The following is a 19,420-nucleotide window of genomic DNA, read 5'->3' as shown; positions in this document are numbered from 1 at the left end:
AGGAGCTCATGGACCGCGCTCCGCGCGGGGGATACTGACGGCATGGCACGTGACGGCAGGCCGACCGACATCTTCGTCAGCTACTCCCCGGCCGACACCGCCTGGGCGACATGGATCGCCTGGGAGCTCGAGGCGGCGGGCTACCGGACGATGATCCAGGCGTGGGACTTCGTCCCCGGCACCAACTTCATCGACTTCATGGACCGCGGGGTCAGCGAGGCCCAGCTCGTCGTCGCCGTGCTCTCGCGTAACTACCTGACCTCGCGCTACGGCCGCATGGAGTGGCAGGCGGCGCTGCGGGCCGACCCCGACAACCCCTCCAACAAGCTCGTCACCATCCGCCTGGAGGACGTCCAGCTCGAAGGGCTGCTGTCCACGATCACCTGGGTGGACCTGCTCGGCGTCACCGACCCGGGCCAGGCCAGGGCGCTGCTGCTGGGCCGGGTCGGCGAGGCGCTGGCGGGCCGGGCCAAGCCGGAGTACGCCCCCGCCTTCCCCGACGCCGGCAGGGGCGGCCGCGCGCCCGCTCCCGCGCCGACGCTGCCGCCTCCGGCCGCCGAGCGGGCGCGGACGCGCCGCGCCCCGGTGACCGCGCCCGCCTTCCCGCCCGCGGCCGGCCCCGTAGGCGGGCGGAAGTCGGTCAGCGTGCTGCACATCGGCGGCCCCCGCTTCGGCCGGGCGCTGCCCGACCCCGGCGACCCGTTCACGCCCGAGGACATGCAGGCGCGCATCTGGGCGGACCTCACCGCGATGTACGACCGCGGCACGCCACGCCCCGACCTCATGGTCGTCAGCGGCGACCTGACCGAGTCGGGCAGTCTGCGGCAGTTCGGGCAGGCCACCAGGTTCGTCACCGACCTGCGGCTGCTGCTCGGGCTGGAGCCGCACCGGCTGGTGCTGCTGCCGGGCCCGCGCGACGTGACCAAGGCGGCGGCCAGCGCCTACTTCATGACGTGCGAGGCCGACGACGTGAGCCCGCAGCCGCCCTACTGGCCGAAGTGGCGGCACTTCGCCGGGCTGTTCGGCGAGGTCTACCAGGGGCTGGACGACCGGGTGTTCGACGGCGGGCAGCCGTGGGACGCTGTTCGAGGTGCCCGATCTCAGGGTGGTCGTGGCGGCGCTCAACTCGACGATGGCGATGAGCCATCTCGAACGGGACGCGTACGCGCTGCTGGGCGAGGCCCAGGCGGCCTGGTTCGCCGAGCGGCTGCGGCCGTACGAGGAGGGCGGCTGGCTGCGTCTCGGCGCGATGGGCCATCCGCCGCGGGAGCTGCGGGACGCGCCGACCTTCGAGCGGCTGCTGGGGCACCGCCTCCACCTGCTCTTCCACGGCGGCCCCGGGCACGGCGGCGAGGGCCGGGTGGCCGCGCCGCGCGCCGGGCGGCACCAGGTCGTCGAGATCACCCCCGACGGCATGCGTACGTGGCTGCCTGACGAGGGCGTGCCCGAGCGGGTTCCCGGCAGGTGGCGGGGCGCGCAGGCGACGTTCACCGGCCGCACCCTGGACGTGCCGCCGCCGCGGCCCAAGCCGGACGAGCGCGCGCCGAGCCCCGTCGAGCTGCTGCTCGACCGGATCGCCGAGGTGTGCGAGGCGCGCCACGAGCGGGCCAGGATCCGCCGCTTCCCCGCCCATCTCGTGGTCACCCACCCCGAGGACGGGTTCGTCCGGCAGCTGATGATCGGCGCGCACGTCGGCGAGGTGACCGAGGAGGCCGCCGACGCCTTCGCCCGGCAGGCGCACGCCGCCGGGCTGGCCGCCGAGCTGGTCTACCAGGGGCCGCCCGCGCCCCGCTGGATCCGCGACGACCTGATGCGGCAGGGGGTGCGGCTGCGCAGCTTCACCGAGTTCCAGGGCCTGCTCGACCTCACCGGCTACGTCAGCGAGCAGACCGCGCGGCTGGTCGGCGACCGCCGCTACCCGCCCGACCTGTACGTCCCGCAGCGCTTCCGCGAGCTCGACCGCCCGGGCGGCCAGGTCAGGCACGGCCTGACGGACGAGATGATGCGGCTGCTGGCCACCGACCACGGCCGTTTCCTGCTGCTGCTCGGCGACTTCGGGCACGGCAAGACGTTCGCGCTGCGCGAGCTGGCCCGGCGCATCCCGGCCGAGCTGCCGCACCTGACGCCGATCCTCATCGAGCTGCGCGCGCTGGACAAGGCGCACTCGGTGGACGCGCTGGTGGCGGCCCACCTGGCCTCACACGGCGAGGAGTACATCGACCTCAAGGCGTTCCGCTACCTGCTGCGGCAGGGGCGCATCGTGCTGCTGTTCGACGGGTTCGACGAGCTGGTGACGCGGCTGACCTACGACCGGGCGACCGACCACCTCGCGACGCTGCTGGCGGCGGCCGAGGACAAGGCGAAGGTCGTGGTGGCCAGCCGCACCCAGCACTTCAAGTCGCACAGCCAGGTGCTCACCTCGCTCGGCGAGATGGTCGGGGTGCTGCCGCAGCGGCGGGTGCTCAGCGTCGAGGACTTCACCCGCGACCAGATCCGCTCGTACCTGGACAACCGGTTCGAGGACGGCGACGAGGCGCACGCCCGCATGTCGCTCATGGGCGAGCTCACGGACCTGCTGGCGCTCGCGCAGAACCCGCGCATGCTCTCCTTCATCGCCGACCTCGACGCCGACCGGCTGCGCACCGTGGCGCGGGCCCGCCACACGATCAGCCCGGCCCTGCTGTACGAGGAGATCCTCGGCTCGTGGCTGGCCTTCGAGGAGCGGCGGGCCCGGGTGCCCGGCTCGGCGATGGCCCTGACCACGGGCGAGCTGTGGCGGGTGGTGACGGCGCTGGCGCTGCGGCTGTGGGAGACGGGCGAGTCGCTGCTCGGCGTGGACGAGCTGACCGAGATCGGCGAGACGCTGACCGACCTGGCGGGCGGCCAGCTCTCGGCCGCCCACGCGGCGCACGCGATGGGCTCGGGCAGCCTGCTCGTACGCACCGAGGAGGGCATGTTCGGCTTCATCCACACCTCGGTCATGGAGTGGCTGATCGCCCGGCACCTCGCGGCGGGCGACCTCGCCCTGCTGGCCCGCCACCCGCTGTCGTCGCTCACCGTGGAGTTCCTGTGCGACCTCGCGGACGTGCGGGCGCTGCGCGCCTGGGTGGCCGACCCGCCCGCCGGCGACGTCTCGGGCGCCAACGCCGGCAAGATCGCCGCCCGGCTGCGCACCCCGGCCCGCGCCGACCTGCGCGGCGCCAACCTCAAGGGCGAGGACCTGTCGGCCCGCGACCTGCGCGAGGTCGACCTCACCGGCGCCGACCTGTCGGAGGCCACGCTCGCGGGCACCAACCTGTCGCGGGCCGTCCTGCGCGGGGCCCGGCTGACGGGCGCGCGGCTCGACGGGGCGACGCTCGCCGGGGCCGACCTCACCGACGCCGACCTGTCGGGCGCGCGGCTCGCGCAGACCGACCTCAGCGACGTGACCGTGGCGGGCGCGCGCTGGCACCGGGCCGCGCTCATCAACGTCACCGGCACCCTGCCGCACCTGCCCGGCGCGGCCGTGGTGCCCGGGCAGCCGGTCGAGGTCGAGTTCGCCCCCGCCGGCATCGGCGTCCCGTACGGCTACCACTTCCAGACCAGCCGCCTGCCCGAGCCGATCGCCTACTCCCCCGACGGCGCCACGGTCGCGATCGGCGACGAGGACGGCGGCGTGCTGCTGTGCGCGGGCGGCGCGCCGGTGCGCACGCTCCAGGGCCACCGGGGCCGCGTCTACGCCGTCTCCTTCGCCGGCGACCTGCTGGCCACGGGCGCGAGCGACGGCCAGGTCATCCTGTGGGACGCCCTCACCGGCGAACGGCTGCGCACGCTGACCGGCCACGCCGACGGCGTCTGGCCGGTGCGCCTCAGCCCCGGCGGCGACCTGGTGGCGGCCGGCGGCGGCGACGGCGTCGTCCGCGTGTGGGAGACCGCGACCGGGCGCACGGCCCACGAGCTGGCCGGGCACCAGGCGCCGGTCTACACGATGGCCTTCGGCCGCTCGGAGCTGGTGACCGGCGACGCGGCGGGGGCCGTACGGGTCTGGGACCTGGCGAGCGGGGAGGTGCGGCACACCCTCGACGGCCACCGCGGGAGCGTCTACCGCACGCTGCTCAGCCCCGACGGCGCGCTGCTGGCCACCGGCGACGAGGCGGGCACGGTCCGGCTCTGGGACACCGGCTCCTGGCGGCTGCTGCACACCCTCACGGGGCACGCGGGCAGCGTCTACTGCATGGCGTTCGCGCCGGACGGCTCGCTGCTGGCCAGCGGCGACACCGCGGGCGGCGTACGGCTCTGGGACCCCTCGGGGCGGGCGATCGGCGTGCACACGACGCACGCGAACTCGGTCTACCAGGTCACCTTCAGCCCCGACGGCGCCGTGATCGCCTCCGGCGACTCCGCCGGGCTCGTACGCCTCCAGCCCGTGGGCGGCGGGCCACGGGTCGAGCTGACCGGGCACCGCAGCTCGGTGTGGCCGTTCGCGTACCGGCCCGACGGGCAGCAGCTCGCCACCAGCAGCAACGACGGCACCGTACGGCTGTGGGACCCCCACACCGGCCAGTGCCAGCGGGTGCTGCGCGGCCACGGGCGGCGCATCTCGTCGGTGCGCTTCAGCGCCGACGGCACGATGCTGGCCACCAGCGGCAACGACGGCGTCGTACGGCTGTGGGAGCCGCGCACCGGGCGGCGGCTGCGCGAGTTCAGCGGCACCTCCGACCGGCTGATCTCCGCGCTGTTCTCGCCCGCCGGGCCGGTGCTCGCCACCTCCAGCAACGACGGCGGCGTGCACCTGTGGAACGCCGTCACCGGCGACTACGAGCGCGAGCTGCACGCCGAGACCGACCACGTGTGGGCCGAGGCGTTCAGCCCCGACGGCGACCTGCTGGCCACGGCCAACGACGACGACAGCGTCCGCATCTGGTACCGGCCCACCGGGCGGCTGGCGGTCAACCTGCTCGACCACCGGGGGCGGGTGCGCTCGATCGCGTTCAGCCCCGACGGCTCGTACGTGGCCACCGGCTGCGACGACAAGCTCGTCCGGATCTGGCACGTGGCCTCGGGCGGCCGGGTCGCCACCCTCGAAGGGCACACCGACCGGGTCTATTCCGTGGCCTTCTCCCCCGACGGGCGGCTGCTGGCGAGCGCCGGCAATGACGGGCGCGCCCTGCTGTGGGAGCTGCTGCCCGGCCAGCCCTGGCAGCCGCGGCTCGCGCGCACGCTCGGCGGCGACGGCGGGCGGTGGTGGGGCGTGGCCTTCGACGCCGCCGGCGCGCGGCTGGCGACCTGCGGCGACGACAAGCTCGTCCGGGTCTGGGACGCCGCGACCGGGCGGCAGCTCCACGTGCTGGCCGGGCACACCCGGCGGGTCTGGTCGGTCGCCTTCAGCCCGGCCGGCGACGACCTGCTGGCCAGCGCTGGCGACGACGGCGTGGTCATCCTGTGGGCGGGCGGCGAGCGGCGGGCGACGCTGCTCGGGCTGCCCGAGGGGTGGGCGGCGCTGGCCCCCGACGGCCGGTACAAACTGCACGGCGAGCCGGGCGGGCAGTTCTGGCACGTGATCGGGATGTCGCGGTTCGAGCTGGGCGAGCTGGATCCGTACCTGCCCGGGGTGCGGCAGGTGCCGCTGGACTCACCCTTCTGACGTGCCGCCTGACGTGCCGCGCATGGGGCGGCCGAGGAGGGCGGTGGCCACGCTCTCGATGTGCGGGGCGAGGTCGGCGGTGGCCGCCCCGGTCAGCGCCGGGGTGCCGACGACCGAGCGCAGGATGCCGATGCCGACCAGCCAGGCGCTGAGCAGCTCGGCGCGCAGCTCGGCGTCCTCGCCCTCGGCCAGGTCGGCGAGGGCCCGGACGTAGGTGGCGCAGACCTCCTCGCGCATCCGCAGGCGGGCGTCCTCGTGGGCCGAGGAGCGGAGCATGGCCACCAACGGGTGCTCGCCGCCGTAGCCGGTCCAGTCCTGGAAGACGACCGCGCCGACCATGCGGGCGACCAGCTCCTCCGGCGGGCCGTCGTCGAGGAGGCCGGCCGGGAGGTCGGCGGTGACCTCGTCGAACAGGGCCTTCTTGGAGCCGAAGTAGCGGAAGATCAGGGTGGCGTCCACGCCGGCGTCGGCGGCGACGTCGCGGACGCTGGTGGCGTCGTAGCCGTCGCGGGCGAAGCGCAGCCGGGCGGCCTCCAGCAGCCGGGCCCTCGTGGCCTCCCGGTCCCTCTTCGCCATCGCCCCTCCTGAGTCATCGACTGTTGACATCCTAGCGGCCGGGCATGTTACGGTCCTTCAAGTCATCGAACGATGACTTGACGACGGGAGCGCGGCATGAGGACGTACGTGGTGGCGGGCGGCACGACCGGGATGGGGCGCGGCCTGGCGCTGCACCACCTGCGGAACGGCGACCGGGTGACGGTGGTCGGCAGCGATCCGGGCAGAGGGCGAGCCTTCCTCGCCGAGGCGGAGCGGCTGGGGGCCGGGGAGCGGGCCGCGTTCGTACGGGCCGACCTGACGTCGGTCGCGGAGAACAGGCGGGTGGTCGAGGAGGTCAGGGCCCGGCACGACGCCCTCGACGGGCTGGTCCTCACCGCCATGCGGCACTTCGGGAGCCGCACCCTCACCCCGGACGGTTTCGAGGCCACCTTCGCCCTCTACTACGTCAGCCGCCTCCTGCTCAGCCACGGCCTCACGGACCTGCTGGAGAAGGGCGACCGGCCGATGATCGTGAACGTGTGCGGCGTCGGGGTCACGAAGGGCCGGATCCACTGGGACGACCTGACGCTCGGCCGCGGCTACAGCGGCGTCAAGGCGATGCTGCAGGGCGGGCGGGCCACGGATCTGCTGGGCGTCGCGTACCCGGACGTCCATCCCGGCGGGCGCACCCGCTTCCTGCTGCACCATCCGGGCTTCACCGACAGCGGCACCGGCAGCCTTCGCCAGCCCGCGCGGGCGCTCGTCCGGCTCCTCGCCAAGGTCGCCGCGCAGCCCGTGGAGAAGGCCATCGAGCCGATCATCGCGCTGATGGCGGACCCGCCCGCCGGGCGGCTGCTCGCCTACGACCGCCGCGCCCCGGTGGACCCGTCGATCCCGACACTCGACCCGGCCGCCGCCCGCCGCCTTTACGACCTGACCCGCCACCTCCTCGACTGAACGCCCCATTTGCCGCGATTGCCGCGCCCGGTCGCCGGACTGTGGGAGGATCCTGGGCTAGATCGTTTCGGTGGCGCGGAGCATCGCGAAGGGGATGGACGATGGTTACCTGCCGGAGGCTGGGCTCGTGACCGCCGCACGCGACCACACCGGACCGCGTCGGGCCGGGCCTGATCGTGACGGACCAGACCAGACCGGGCCATACCAGGACGAGACGGGCGACGTACGGATGCGCCAGGACGGGTCGGATCAGGACGGGCCTGGCGACGCGGGCCTGGTTGCGGCAGCGGATGAGGTCGCGGGTGGGCGGGAGGTCATGCCCAAGCGGGCCGCCGTACCGATGCCATGGACGCGGCACTCGGGCACCCGCCCGGCGCGGGAGGGCGAGGGCCGCTCGCAGGCCGCCAAGACGGCCGCCGTGGCGGTGGGCGTGGTGCTGCTGACCCTGGCCGGGGTCCTGATCGGCATCCCGGCGTTCCGCACGACGCTGGACCCCGTGCCCTATCCGGGCTCGGTGCCTCCGACGCCGCCCGCCGCGGCACTGCGCCGCAGCCCCGCCGCCACCGCACCGGCGTCGGCCACCACGCCGCCGCCCGTGAACGCCGCACCCGTCACGACGCCCGCCGCGCCCGCGACGCCCGCCGCGCCGCCTTCGTCGCGGCTGTCGTCGCAGCCGGTCGCGACCGCGACCTACCCGACCACGCCGGGCATCGTCCGACCGCAGGGGGCCCGCAACCCGCGCGCCCGCACCGCCCGCCCGCGCGCCATCCGCCCCCAGCCGGTACGCCCCAGAAAAAGATCCGTGATCGTCGGCACCAGCGAGGACTCGGGAACCCCCGCCCCCACGGCCACCACGACGCCCCCGGACGCCACCCTCACCCCGGCCCCGCAGGTCCCCGGCCGCCTCAAGGGCCAGGCAGCCGGCGGAACTTCGTGATCGCCAGGAGACCGGCCCGGGGCCCGTCTCCTAGTGATCAGCCCGGCGGCCGGCTCAGGAACCCGTCCCCTGACCAGCCCAGGCACCCCCAGCCGGCGGACCGGTCAGCCGCGCGCCCCTCGCCGCAGCAGCTCGCCCCACACCTCGGCCACCCGCGCATCCAGCTCCTCCAACGCCCCTTCGTTGGCGATGACGATGTCGGCGACCGCCAGCCGGTCCTCCCGGCTGGCCTGCGCCGCGATGCGCGCCTTGGCGTCGGTCTCGGCCATGCCGCGATGCTCGGCGAGCCGCCGGATGCGCACCTCGTCGGCCGCGTCCACGACGATCACGACGTCGTACATGGGGGCGAGCTTGTTCTCGACCAGCAGCGGCACGTCGTAGACCACGACGGCGTCGCCGGGCGCGTCCGACTGCAGCTGCGCCACCCGCTCCCCCACGAGCGGATGCACGATGCCGTTGAGCACGGCCAGCTTCTGGGAGTCGGCGAAGACGATCGAGCCGAGCTTCTCGCGGTCGAGCGCCCCGTCGGGGCGGAGCACCTCCTCGCCGAAGGCCGCGACCACCCGCGCCAGCCCGGCCGTGCCGGGTTCGACGACCTCGCGTGCGATCTTGTCGGCGTCGATCACGACCGCTCCGTGAGCCGCGAGCCGCCTGGACACCTCACTCTTGCCGGATCCGATGCCACCGGTGAGCCCAATCTTCAGCACCGCTGAAGCCTATCCACGATGGCCGGACGGCGCACGACCGGAAGGCTCCGCCTCCCGGCGCAGGTGGACCATCGTCAGGTGGTCGTCCATCCGCTCGCGGTGCGTCTCCCGGTAGCCCAGACGCCGGTAGAGCTTGAGGTTGCCCGCCGACAGGTGCCCGGTGAACAGGTCGAACGCCGTCGCCTCCGGCACCTGCTCGTGCAGCGCCCGCAGCAGCGCCGTGCCGAGGCCCTGCCCCTGCAGGTCGGGGGCGACGACCAGCCGCCCGACCAGGCAGGTGGTGCCGGAGAGCTGCCCGCGTACGGCGCCGACGATACGGCGGCCGCCGTCGAGCGCCTTGAGCACGACGGCGCCCTCGATGACCTTGCGCACCTGCTCCAGCGACTCGACGAGCGGCGGGATGTAGGGGTCGCCGTAGAGCTGGGCCTCGCTCACGTAGGCCGCCCGTTGCACGGTGAGGATCTCCCCGGCGTCCGCCGGCACCGCTCGTTCGATGATCACGCCGTCACCCTACCGGCCGGGCGCTCACGGCCGGAGGAGGACCTCGAAGAACTCCCGTACGCCGGTCACGACCGACCCGGGCGCGGCCATCGCCACCATGTGGCTCGGGCTCTCCCCGTCGCCCCAGTACACGACGTCGTTGCCGCGCGCGGCGATGCGGCGCAGCAGGTCGGGGCCGCCGTGCGTGGCCCCGGTGGGCACGGCCCGCTGGTCGACGGGCATGCCGGCGGCGCCCTCGTAGTACGTCCAGGAGGACGAGCCGCCGGTGCCGGTGAACCAGTACAGGCTGGCCGTGGTCAGCAGCAGGTCACGGCCGATCGGCTCGGCGACGGGGCCGTTCCGCTCGGGCCAGCCGTCGAACTCCTTGAACCGCTCCACCAGGTACGCCAGCTGCGCCACCGGCGAGTCGGCGAACCCGTGGGCGAGCGTCTGGGGCCGGCTCGCCAGGTAGGGGCCGTACCCGCTGCCGCCGGCCATCCGCTCCCCCAGCATCTTCAGCCAGCCCAGCTCCTCCTCGCTCGCCCCTTCCAGCTCGGCGGGGTCGCCGGTGGGGACGCCGAGGCCGGAGGTGATCACCGCCCCGGTCACGTGCTCGGCGTCGAGGGCGGCGAGCCGCGCCGTGACCAGCGCGCCGGCGTCGTTGCCGTGGGCTCCGTAGCGGTCGTGGCCGAGGCGGCGCATCAGCTCGGCCCAGGTGCGGGCGACCCGGTCGACGCTCCACGGCCGCTCGTCGGCGGGCTCGGGGAACGGCGAGAAGGCGAAGCCGGGCAGGGACGGCGCGACGACGTGGAAGGCGAGGGCGGGGTCGAGCCCGTGGGCGCGCGGGTCGGTGAGCGGCCCGAGCACGTCGAGCAGCTCGGCGACCGTGCTCGGCCAGCTGTGCGTGATGATCAACGGCAGCGCGTGCGGCTCCGGCGAGCGTACGTGCAGGAAGTGCACCCGCTGCCCGTCGATGTCGGTGGTGAACTGCGGGAAGGCGTTGAGCCTGGCCTCCTGGGCCCGCCAGTCGAAGGTCTCGGCCCAGTGCTCGGCCAGCTCCCGCAGGTGGGCGACGGGCACCCCGCGGTCCCAGCCGCCGGGAAGCTGCCGGGCCCAGCGGGTGCGCCGCAGCCGCTCGCGCAGGTCGTCGACGTCGGCCTGGGGGATGTCGATGCGGAACGGCGTGATCGTTTCGGTCATGGAACGAACAGTAGGAGGACATGCGGCAAGGATCTTTCCGCAATCAAGCGAGAAGACCGATGACACGCGAAAAGCCCCGCACGAACCCGTGCGGGGCTTTCCGTTACCGCCTACTCCTGGGAGCTAGAGCCTCAGCTCTGGCCGCCCGCGAGCTTCTCGCGCAGGGCCGCGAGCGCCTCGTCCGAGGCGAGCGCGCCGGCCGCCGGAGCGGACGAGGAGCTCTGCTGAGCCTGGGTCTCGCCGCCGTAGGACGTCGGAGCGCCCTCGCCGGCCTCGGCCTCGGCCTTGCGGGCCTCCTCGATCTGCTTGCGGTGGGCCTCGAAGCGCTGCTGGGCCTCGGCGTACTGCCGCTCCCACTCCTCACGCTGCTTGTCGAAGCCTTCGAGCCACTCGCCCGTCTCCGGGTCGAAGCCCTCGGGGTAGATGTAGTTGCCCTGGTCGTCGTAGGTCGCGGCCATGCCGTAGAGCGTCGGGTCGAACTCGACCTCGGCGCCCACGCCTTCGTTGGCCTGCTTCAGCGAGAGGCTGATGCGGCGACGGTCGAGGTCGATGTCGATGATCTTGACGAAGATCTCGTCGCCGACCTGGACGACCTGCTCCGGGATCTCCACGTGGCGCTCGGCCAGCTCGGAGATGTGGACCAGGCCCTCGATGCCCTCCTCGACCCGGACGAACGCGCCGAACGGCACCAGCTTGGTGACGCGGCCCGGCACGACCTGGCCGATCTGGTGGGTGCGGGCGAACTGCTGCCACGGGTCTTCCTGGGTGGCCTTGAGCGACAGGGAGACGCGCTCGCGCTCCATGTCGACGTCGAGGACCTCGACCGTGACCTCCTGGCCGACCTCGACGACCTCGGAGGGGTGGTCGATGTGCTTCCAGGACAGCTCGGACACGTGGACCAGGCCGTCGACGCCGCCGAGGTCCACGAACGCACCGAAGTTGACGATCGAGGAGACGACGCCCTTGCGGACCTGACCCTTCTGGAGGGTGTTGAGGAAGGTCTGGCGGACCTCCGACTGCGTCTGCTCGAGCCAGGCGCGGCGCGACAGGACCACGTTGTTGCGGTTCTTGTCGAGCTCAATGATCTTGGCCTCGAGCTCGCGGCCGACGTACGGCTGCAGGTCGCGGACCCGTCGCATCTCGACCAGGGACGCCGGGAGGAAGCCACGGAGGCCGATGTCGAGGATGAGACCACCCTTGACGACCTCGATGACGGTGCCGGTGACGATGCCGTCCTCGTCCTTGATCTTCTCGATCGTGCCCCAGGCGCGCTCGTACTGGGCGCGCTTCTTGGACAGGATCAGGCGGCCCTCTTTGTCCTCCTTCTGGAGAACCAGGGCCTCGACGTGTTCGCCGACCTCCACGACGTCAGCAGGGTCGACATCGTGCTTGATCGAAAGCTCGCGCGAGGGGATGACACCCTCGGTCTTGTAGCCGATATCGAGAAGGACCTCGTCTCGATCGACCTTGACGACGGTGCCCTCGACGATGTCGCCGTCGTTGAAGTACTTGATGGTCTCGTCGATCGCGGCGAGGAAGGCTTCCTCGGACCCGATGTCGTTGACCGCTACCTGCGGGGTGCTCGAGGTGGCCTCAGTGCTGGACGTCATGTGTGGAATTGCTCCGAACGCGGACAGGATGTCGATGTGGCGGACGCGCGGCAGGCCCTCTTCCGCATCAAGCCGAGGAATTACGACATCGACGTGACCGAGCGCGAGCCCGCTCCGTCTGAGGCGCGCGCGAGCCCACAGCGCAGCGATCAGCATATGAGACCAATGCCACGGGGTCAATCCAGGGCGAGGTCAGTAGGCGATGACCTGGAGCCCTCGCTTGGGGATGATATTACCCCTCGCCGCCCGGGGGATGGAGATCCGCTCCGGGTCCCCGTCGGAGACGTAGCGCTTGCCGGGATGCTTGTCCAGCCACTCCAGCCAGTACTGCGAGCACCATTTGCGGCACTCGCCCTTCTTGCCGTTGCTCTGGATCCGCTGGATCGCGCCCCGGTCGAAACTTTTCGCGTAGGGCGAAACCGAGGGCTCGGCCCCGGCGAGGAACACGCCGGCGAAATCATAACGGGTCCCGTCCCATGATCCGGTCCTGGCGACCTTCTTGCCGTGGGGCATCGACCCGTACGGCAGCGCCATGGTGCGCGACGGCGGCGCGCCGAGCTTCTTCAGCAGCCGTTCGATCCGGCCGATCTGCTCGCGGACCTTGCGCTTGCGCAGGACCCGCAGGTTGGGGTGGCTCCAGGTGTGGTTGGCCACCTCGTAGCCGTGCTCGTTCAGCCAGCGCAGGGCGGCCGCCTGCGCGGCCTCGTCGCGCAGGCCGAACGGCTCGTGGTTGATCCAGAACGTGGCGGTCGGCCGGAACGACGGGTAGCGGGCGGCCACCTCCTGGATGATCGCCACCGCGGTGCCGGGCGCCGGGTTGCCGTTCGCGTCCAGCGCGAAGTGGCTCGGGTGCCCGTCGTCGAAGGTCAGCACGACCGGGTAGCGGCCCGCGGGCACGTGGATGTCGCCCGTGGCGAACTCGGCGGCGGTGATCGGCACGTAGCCCTCGCGGGCCAGCCGTTCCAGCTCCTTCCTGAGCTGGTCGGGGGTGCGGTCGATGGAGGCGAGCCGCTTGCGCTGGATGCGGTGGTACATGAGGACCGGCACCAGCCCCGCCTCGTTGGCGCGCACCTGCCGGGCGAACTCGGGCGTGGCCACCACCCCGGGCGGCTGCCCGGGCGGGGTCGCCGGGGTGTCGGCGGGCGCCGCGGACGGCGGGCTCTCCTCGACCTTCCCGGCGGAGGCCGGGCCGGCGTGCGGGACCTCCTGCGCCGGCATGAGACTGAGCCCGATGACCGCCACGGTGACCACGACGACGTTCGCGAGGCCGATGATCTTCGTGGAGGACGCTGGTAACCGCACAGAACTCCCGTGCCGCTAGGGGAAGCCGACACTCCACCCTAGTCCAGATCTGTACGGAAACCGGTGACCCCGGGCGACATGCCGCCCCCCGGGGCTCCCGGACCGCGGGTCAGTGCCCGGCGTCCTCCCAGGTGCGCCCGACGCCCACGGAGACCTCCAGCGGCACCCGCAGGTGGTAGGCGGCGTTCATCTGGTCGCGCACGAGCTGCCTGAGCGCCTCCAGCTCGCCCGGCGCCACCTCGAACACGAGCTCGTCGTGGACCTGCAGCAGCATCCGCGAGGCCAGCCCCTCCTCCCGGATGGCCTGGTGCACGTGGAGCATGGCGACCTTGATGATGTCGGCCGCCGAGCCCTGGATCGGCGCGTTGAGCGCCATCCGCTCGGCCATCTCGCGCCGCTGCCGGTTGTCGCTGGTGAGGTCGGGCAGGTAGCGGCGGCGGCCCATGATCGTCTCGGTGTAGCCGTCGGCGCGCGCCTGGGCCACGATGGCCTGCAGGAAGTCGCGCACGCCGCCGAACTCCTGGAAGTATTCCTCCTTGAGCGCCCGCGCCTCGGCCACCGGGATGTTGAGCTGCCCGGACAGCCCGAAGTCGGACAGTCCGTAGGCGAGGCCGTAGTTCATGGCCTTGATGCGCGCCCGCAGCTCGCCGTCGATCTGCTCGGGCGGCAGGTCGAAGACCCGGGCCGCGGTCGCCTTGTGGAAGTCGTGGCCGGACTCGAACGCGGCGATCAGCGACTCGTCGCCCGACAGGTGCGCCATGATGCGCAGCTCGATCTGGCTGTAGTCGGCCGTGAGCAGCGTCTCGTAGCCCTCGCCGACCGTGAAGCCCTGCCGGATGCGGCGGCCCTCGGCGGTGCGGATCGGGATGTTCTGGAGGTTGGGCTTCTCGGAGGAGAGCCGGCCGGTCGCGGCGATGATCTGGTTGAACGTCGTGTGGATGCGCCCGTCGTCGGCGATCTCCTTGATCAGGCCCTCGACCGTGGTGCGCAGCTTCTGCTGGTCGCGGTGGCGCAGCATGATCGTCGGCAGCTCGTGCTCGGTCTGCGTGGCGAGCCAGGCGAGCTGGTCGGCGTCGGTGCTGTAGCCGGTCTTGATCTTCTTCGTCTTGGGCAGGTTGAGCCGGGTGAACAGGATCTCCTGGAGCTGCTTGGGCGAGCCCAGGTTGAACTGCTCGCCCACGGAGCGGTGCGCCTCCTCCACGGCGTGCTTGACGGCCGAGCCGAACTCGGCCTCCAGCCCGGTGAAGTAGGCGCTGTCGACCGCGATGCCCGCGCGCTCCATCTCGGCCAGCACGGTGAGCAGCGGCAGCTCGACGTCGTCGAGGAGCTGGGTGCCGCCGCGCCCGGCCAGGAACCGCTCCAGCGCCTCGGCCAGCTCGCGCACGACGTGGGCGCGCAGCGCGAGGTCCTTGGCGGGGGCGTCCTCGTCGTCGCCGAACAGCGCGGCCTGCCCGTCGGACTCCTCCTCGGCGCGCAGGTCGCGGTTGAGGTAGCGGCGGGCGAGGTCCTCGAGGGCGAAGGTGCGCTGGCCGGGCATGGCGAGGTAGGCGGCCAGCGCGGTGTCGCAGCTCAGGCCGCGCAGGTCCATGCCCTGCGCCCACAGCGCGAGCATCGGGCCCTTGGCGTCGTGGACGGCCTTGGGCCTGCTCTCGTCGGCCAGCCAGGCCCGCAGGGCGGTCTCGTCGGCCTCGGTGAGCTTGACCGGGTCGATGTGGGCGGCGGTGCCGTCGGGCGAGGCCACGGCGATGGCGTCGATGCGGCCGGTGCCGCTGCCGTAGGCGCCCTTGACGGCGAGCCCCGCGCGGCCCTCGGGCATGGCGGCCAGCCAGCCGGCCACCCGGTCGGGGCCGAGGATCACGGTCTCGACCTCGAAGCCCTGGTCGGGCTCCTGCTCGCCGGTGCCGAGCACCTTGAACACCCGCTCGCGCAGCTCGCCGCGGATCTGCAGGGTGTCGAAGAGCTTGTTGACCTCCTCGCGCTCCCACGCGCCCTGCCTGAGCTCGCCGAGCTCGGCCTCGACCGGCACGTCGCGCAGCAGCTCGGTGAGCCGGCGGTTCATCAGCACCTGGGCGACGTGGTCGCGCAGCTTGTCGCCGACCTTGCCCTTGACCTCGTCGACCCGGTCGACGAGCGCGGTCAGCGTGCCGAACTCGCGCACCCACTTGGCCGCGGTCTTCTCGCCCACGCCGGGGATGCTGAGGAGGTTGTCGCTGGGGTCGCCGCGCAGCGCCGCGAAGTCGGGGTATTGGACCGGGGTGAGGCCGTATTTCTCCTCGACGGCCTCGGGCGTGAACCTGGTCATGTCGCTGATGCCGCGCCGGGTCATCAACACGGTCACGTGCTCGTTGACGAGCTGCAGCGCGTCGCGGTCGCCGGTGACGATGAGCACGCTCATCCCCTGCTCCGACGCGCGGGTGGCGAGCGTGGCGATGATGTCGTCGGCCTCGAAGCCCGCCTTGGACAGGCGCGGGATGCGCAGCGTGTCGAGCAGCTCGAAGATGAGCTGCATCTGGCCGCGGAAGTCCTCCGGCGTCTCGCTCCTGTTGGCCTTGTAGTCGGCGTATTCCTCGTGCCGGAACGTAGGCTCGGACCGGTCGAAGGCCACGGCGACGTGGCTCGGCTGCTCGTCGCGCAGGACGTTGGTCAGCATCGAGGTGAACCCGTAGACCGCCTCGGTGTGCTGACCGTCGGAGGTCATGAGGTTGGCGTCCTTGAGCGCGTAGAAGGCGCGATAAGCCAGGGAATGCCCGTCAAGCAGCAGCAGGCACGGACGGCTGGGGGTCACTTCACTCTTCGGCACGTACGCAGCCTAGTCTGCCCCTGCGACAGAAAACCTGAGCTCGGAAGAGTGGAGGCGTCCCCTTGACGCAGACCAACCCGCTTGATCTCCCGCTGCTGAGCGGCATGCACGACGGCACGCTGGCGAGCCGCGTGGGCATCGAGTTCCTGGAGGCGGGCCCCGACCGGGTGGTGGGCCGGATGCCGGTGGAGGGGAACACACAGCCGTACGGGCTGCTGCACGGCGGCGCCTCCGTGGTGCTGGCCGAGACCCTCGGCTCCGTGGCCGCGGCGATCCACGCCGGGCCGGGGCGCATCGCGGTGGGCGTCGAGATCAACGCCACGCACCACCGTTCGGCCCGTTCGGGGCACGTGACGGGCGTGGCGACGAAGTTGCACGCGGGGCGGACGCTGGCGACGTACGACATCGAGATCACCGACGAGGAGGGCCGGCGGGTGTGCACCTCCCGCCTCACCTGCATGCTGCGCGACGCCTGAGGCTTTTGCCGTACTTTTGCCCAGCGGTCACTTCGCCCGATTCTTTGCGCATCGCCCCCGGGGGTCGCTACGGTGGTCCGAACGCGAGCCCGCGGGGGCGGCCCGGTAGATAACGTGTACGGCCGGCGATGCCTGCACGGCCCCAAAGGCCGCCCCCGCGGGCTCGTCCATACCTACCGTGATTTCGTTATCGTTCCGTTCCTTCCGGCCGCCAGGTGTCTTCCCCTATTTAGCCCCTGACCTGCCAACTTGATTCCTCACGTGAGTGACACCGTGTTGTCACTAATTGGTGACGAACGATACTGAAACGGGCGTCACGGCAATAGGCTCCCGCCATTGCATCCCAGTTGTGCCTGCGATGCGCGCGTGTCGAGATGGAGGGGCACCACCCCGCCTTGACCTACATGAGGGAGCACCATTGCGCAGAGCCGTGATCGCGTTCACGGCCTTCCTGGGTGGACTCGTCTTCCTGCTGGCCGGGCCCGCACACGCGGGCCCCGCCGACTGCCAGGGGCTGAAGGGAACACTCAAACTCCAAGGCCAGCCAGTGAACGGCGCCAAAATCTCGGTGACCACCGAGGGCGGACAACCCGTCCAGGAGGTTACCTCGAACGCTCAAGGCACTTGGGACGTTCAGGTCGACAAGCCGGGCAAGTACAAGGTCACTCTGGACCCCGGCTCGCTTCCTCAGAACAGCCAGGTCCGCGGCGGCAACAACGTCCGCACGCCGACCGTCTACGAGGGCAACTGCTCCACCGTGCTGTTCGCGCTCGAGGCCAAGGGCGCCGCCGCCGGCCCCGAGCAGGAGGCCACCGGCGAGAGCTCCTTCTGGGCCCAGGCCGCGCAGCTCGCCTTCGAGGGGCTCAACCTCGGCCTCATCATCGCCCTGGGCGCGCTCGGCCTCTCCCTCATCTACGGGACGACCGGCCTGACCAACTTCGCCCACGGTGAGCTCGTCACCTTGGGCGCTGTCCTCGCCTACGCCTTCAACGTCGGATTCAGCATCCAGCTCATCCCGGCGGCGATCATCGCGGTCGTGGTGGCGGGGGCGCTGGGCTACGGCCAGGACCGCTTCTTCTGGGGGCAGCTCCGCAAACGCGGCACCGGCACGATCGCCATGATGATCATCTCGATCGGCGTCGCGATCCTGCTGCGCAACCTCATCCAGTTCTTCTTCGGGCCGCAGACCGAGACCTACACCGACTACAACACCCAGGCCGGCATCCAGCTCGGCCCGATCAGCGCCGCCCCCAAGAACCTGTGGGCCATGGGCATCGAGCTCGCGGTGCTCGTCGTCGTGGGCCTCGCCCTGATGAAGACCCGCACCGGCAAGGCCGCCCGCGCCGTGGCCGACAACCCGGCGCTCGCCGCCTCCTCCGGCATCAACGTCGACCGCGTCATCCGCATCATCTGGACCGGCGGCGGCGCCATCGCCGCGCTGGCCGGCGTCATGCTCGGCCTGTCGCAGTCGCTGAAGTTCACCATGGGCCAGGACATCCTGCTGCTCATCTTCGCCGGCGTCACGCTCGGCGGGCTCGGCACCGCCTTCGGCGCGCTGGTCGGCTCGCTCGTGGTCGGTGTGTTCATCCAGGTGTCCACGCTGTGGGTGCCGCCGGAGCTGAAGTCCGTCGGCGCGCTGGTGGTGCTCATCGTCGTGCTTCTCTTCCGGCCGCAGGGCATCCTCGGCCGACGCGAGCGGATCGGGTGACGGGGGTAACACATGGACTGGCTCACGATTTTCACCACCACCGTCCACGCCGCCATCGGCTGGGAGACCATCGTCTACGGTCTGGCCGCGATCGGCGTCAACATCCACTTCGGCTACACCGGCCTGCTCAACTTCGGCCAGGCGGCGTTCATGGCCGTGGCCGGCTACGGCCTGGCCGTCACCGTCACCGTGCTCGACCTGCCCTTCTGGGTCGGCATCTTCGTCGGCCTGGGGGCCGCGGTGCTCCTGGCGCTCCTCATGGGCATCCCGACGCTGCAACTGCGCGCCGACTACCTGGCGATCGTCACCATCGCCGCGGCCGAGATCATCCGGCTGATCTTCCGTTCGGTGCAGTTCAAGGGGGTCTTCGGCGGCTCTGACGGCCGGCGCGGCTTCAACGGCGACTTCTACGCCATGAACCCCTACCCCGAGGGCCGCTACGGCATCGGCCCGATCGTCTTCGACGAGCGCACGCTGTGGCTGCTGACGGTCGGCTGGATCGTCGTGCTGCTCGCCTGCGGGCTGGTCTACCTGCTCATGAAGAGCCCGTGGGGCCGCGTGCTGAAGGCCATCCGCGAGGACGAGGACGCCGTGCGCGCGCTCGGCAAGAACGTCTTCTCGTACAAGATGCAGTCGCTGGTGCTCGGCGGCGTTATCGGCTGCTTCGGCGGCTTCTTCTACGGCCTCTACAACGGCGCCGTGCAGCCCGACGTCTTCGGCACCGAGATGACGTTCTTCGCCTACACGATCGTCATCCTCGGCGGCGCCGCCCGCGTCTTCGGCCCGGTCGTCGGCGCGATGATCTTCTGGGTGCTGTTCGTCTTCGTCGGCAACCTGCTCGCCGAGCTGGTGGCCAACGGCTACATCCCGTTCATGACCAGCATCCAGGTGGGCCCGATCCGCTACGCCCTGGTCGGTCTGGGCTTCATCCTGCTGCTGATCGTCCGGCCGCAGGGCATCTTCGGTGACAAGAGGGAGATCGCGATCAATGCGCGATGACACCATGGATGAGACGACTGGCGAGTCGGAGGACGGCGCGGTGACCACCACGCGCAAGGCCGCGGCCCTGGCGGCGTTCAAGGA

At 71.9% G+C, this 19,420-nt stretch carries 14 protein-coding genes; 7 read left to right on the top strand and 7 right to left on the bottom strand.

Annotated elements, in window-relative coordinates:
- Positions 1 to 42: 42 nt before the first annotated feature.
- Positions 43 to 1,434: a TIR domain-containing protein gene (locus tag AC27IY_RS04680; protein ID WP_487177204.1), complete on the top strand. Its 1,392-nt coding sequence runs from the start codon at positions 43 to 45 to the stop codon at positions 1,432 to 1,434.
- Positions 1,415 to 5,623, top strand: coding sequence for an NACHT and WD40 repeat domain-containing protein (locus AC27IY_RS04675; protein WP_487177298.1), 4,209 nt, complete (start codon positions 1,415 to 1,417; stop codon positions 5,621 to 5,623). The genes AC27IY_RS04680 and AC27IY_RS04675 overlap by 20 nt, the downstream gene beginning before the upstream one ends.
- Here AC27IY_RS04675 and AC27IY_RS04670 read toward each other — a convergent pair.
- Complete coding sequence (locus AC27IY_RS04670; RefSeq protein WP_423472291.1) at positions 5,612 to 6,199, bottom strand: TetR/AcrR family transcriptional regulator; 588 nt, start codon at positions 6,197 to 6,199, stop codon at positions 5,612 to 5,614. The genes AC27IY_RS04675 and AC27IY_RS04670 overlap by 12 nt on opposite strands.
- Positions 6,200 to 6,295: 96 nt before the next feature.
- Between AC27IY_RS04670 and AC27IY_RS04665 the strand changes: the two genes are divergently transcribed.
- Positions 6,296 to 7,117, top strand: coding sequence for an SDR family NAD(P)-dependent oxidoreductase (locus tag AC27IY_RS04665; protein ID WP_423452691.1), 822 nt, complete (start codon positions 6,296 to 6,298; stop codon positions 7,115 to 7,117).
- A 316-nt stretch (positions 7,118 to 7,433) separates the two neighbouring features.
- Positions 7,434 to 8,054 carry a hypothetical protein gene (locus AC27IY_RS04660; protein WP_487177203.1) on the top strand — a complete coding sequence of 207 codons (621 nt, stop codon included), beginning with the start codon at positions 7,434 to 7,436 and terminating at the stop codon, positions 8,052 to 8,054.
- A 104-nt stretch (positions 8,055 to 8,158) separates the two neighbouring features.
- Here the strand turns inward: AC27IY_RS04660 and coaE are convergent, their stop codons facing one another.
- The 6 genes from coaE to polA all read right to left on the bottom strand — a co-directional run bounded on the left by coaE (position 8,159) and on the right by polA (position 16,153).
- Entirely contained in the window at positions 8,159 to 8,761 is a 603-nt protein-coding gene (gene coaE / locus AC27IY_RS04655) for a dephospho-CoA kinase (protein ID WP_364445436.1), read from the bottom strand.
- A gap of 9 nt (positions 8,762 to 8,770) precedes the next feature.
- Positions 8,771 to 9,259, bottom strand: a complete 489-nt coding sequence (locus AC27IY_RS04650) for a GNAT family N-acetyltransferase (RefSeq protein ID WP_364446239.1) — start codon at positions 9,257 to 9,259, stop codon at positions 8,771 to 8,773.
- A 27-nt stretch (positions 9,260 to 9,286) separates the two neighbouring features.
- Positions 9,287 to 10,441, bottom strand: a complete 1,155-nt coding sequence (locus AC27IY_RS04645; RefSeq protein ID WP_487177202.1) for an epoxide hydrolase family protein — start codon at positions 10,439 to 10,441, stop codon at positions 9,287 to 9,289.
- A 131-nt stretch (positions 10,442 to 10,572) separates the two neighbouring features.
- Entirely contained in the window at positions 10,573 to 12,051 is a 1,479-nt protein-coding gene (gene rpsA / locus AC27IY_RS04640) for a 30S ribosomal protein S1 (RefSeq protein WP_091075891.1), read from the bottom strand.
- A 192-nt stretch (positions 12,052 to 12,243) separates the two neighbouring features.
- Complete coding sequence (locus AC27IY_RS04635) at positions 12,244 to 13,353, bottom strand: polysaccharide deacetylase family protein (protein WP_371250182.1); 1,110 nt, start codon at positions 13,351 to 13,353, stop codon at positions 12,244 to 12,246.
- Between the two features lie 109 nt (positions 13,354 to 13,462).
- Positions 13,463 to 16,153: a DNA polymerase I gene (gene polA, locus AC27IY_RS04630; RefSeq protein WP_423472299.1), complete on the bottom strand. Its 2,691-nt coding sequence runs from the start codon at positions 16,151 to 16,153 to the stop codon at positions 13,463 to 13,465.
- A 104-nt stretch (positions 16,154 to 16,257) separates the two neighbouring features.
- On the opposite strand from polA, the gene AC27IY_RS04625 reads away from it, so the two are divergent.
- The 3 genes from AC27IY_RS04625 to AC27IY_RS04615 all read left to right on the top strand — a co-directional run bounded on the left by AC27IY_RS04625 (position 16,258) and on the right by AC27IY_RS04615 (position 19,336).
- The gene (locus AC27IY_RS04625) at positions 16,258 to 16,629 is read left to right on the top strand and encodes a PaaI family thioesterase (RefSeq protein WP_344215078.1); all 372 of its coding nucleotides are present in this window, start codon (positions 16,258 to 16,260) and stop codon (positions 16,627 to 16,629) included.
- A gap of 418 nt (positions 16,630 to 17,047) precedes the next feature.
- Entirely contained in the window at positions 17,048 to 18,337 is a 1,290-nt protein-coding gene (locus tag AC27IY_RS04620) for a branched-chain amino acid ABC transporter permease (RefSeq protein ID WP_423452695.1), read from the top strand.
- Between the two features lie 12 nt (positions 18,338 to 18,349).
- Complete coding sequence (locus tag AC27IY_RS04615) at positions 18,350 to 19,336, top strand: branched-chain amino acid ABC transporter permease (RefSeq protein WP_423452696.1); 987 nt, start codon at positions 18,350 to 18,352, stop codon at positions 19,334 to 19,336.
- Positions 19,337 to 19,420 lie beyond the last annotated feature (84 nt).

It is taken from the genome of Nonomuraea sp. B208 (assembly GCF_057536035.1).
Note: the sequence above shows the minus strand (reverse complement) of the source record. Positions and strands in the feature narration are given on the sequence as shown.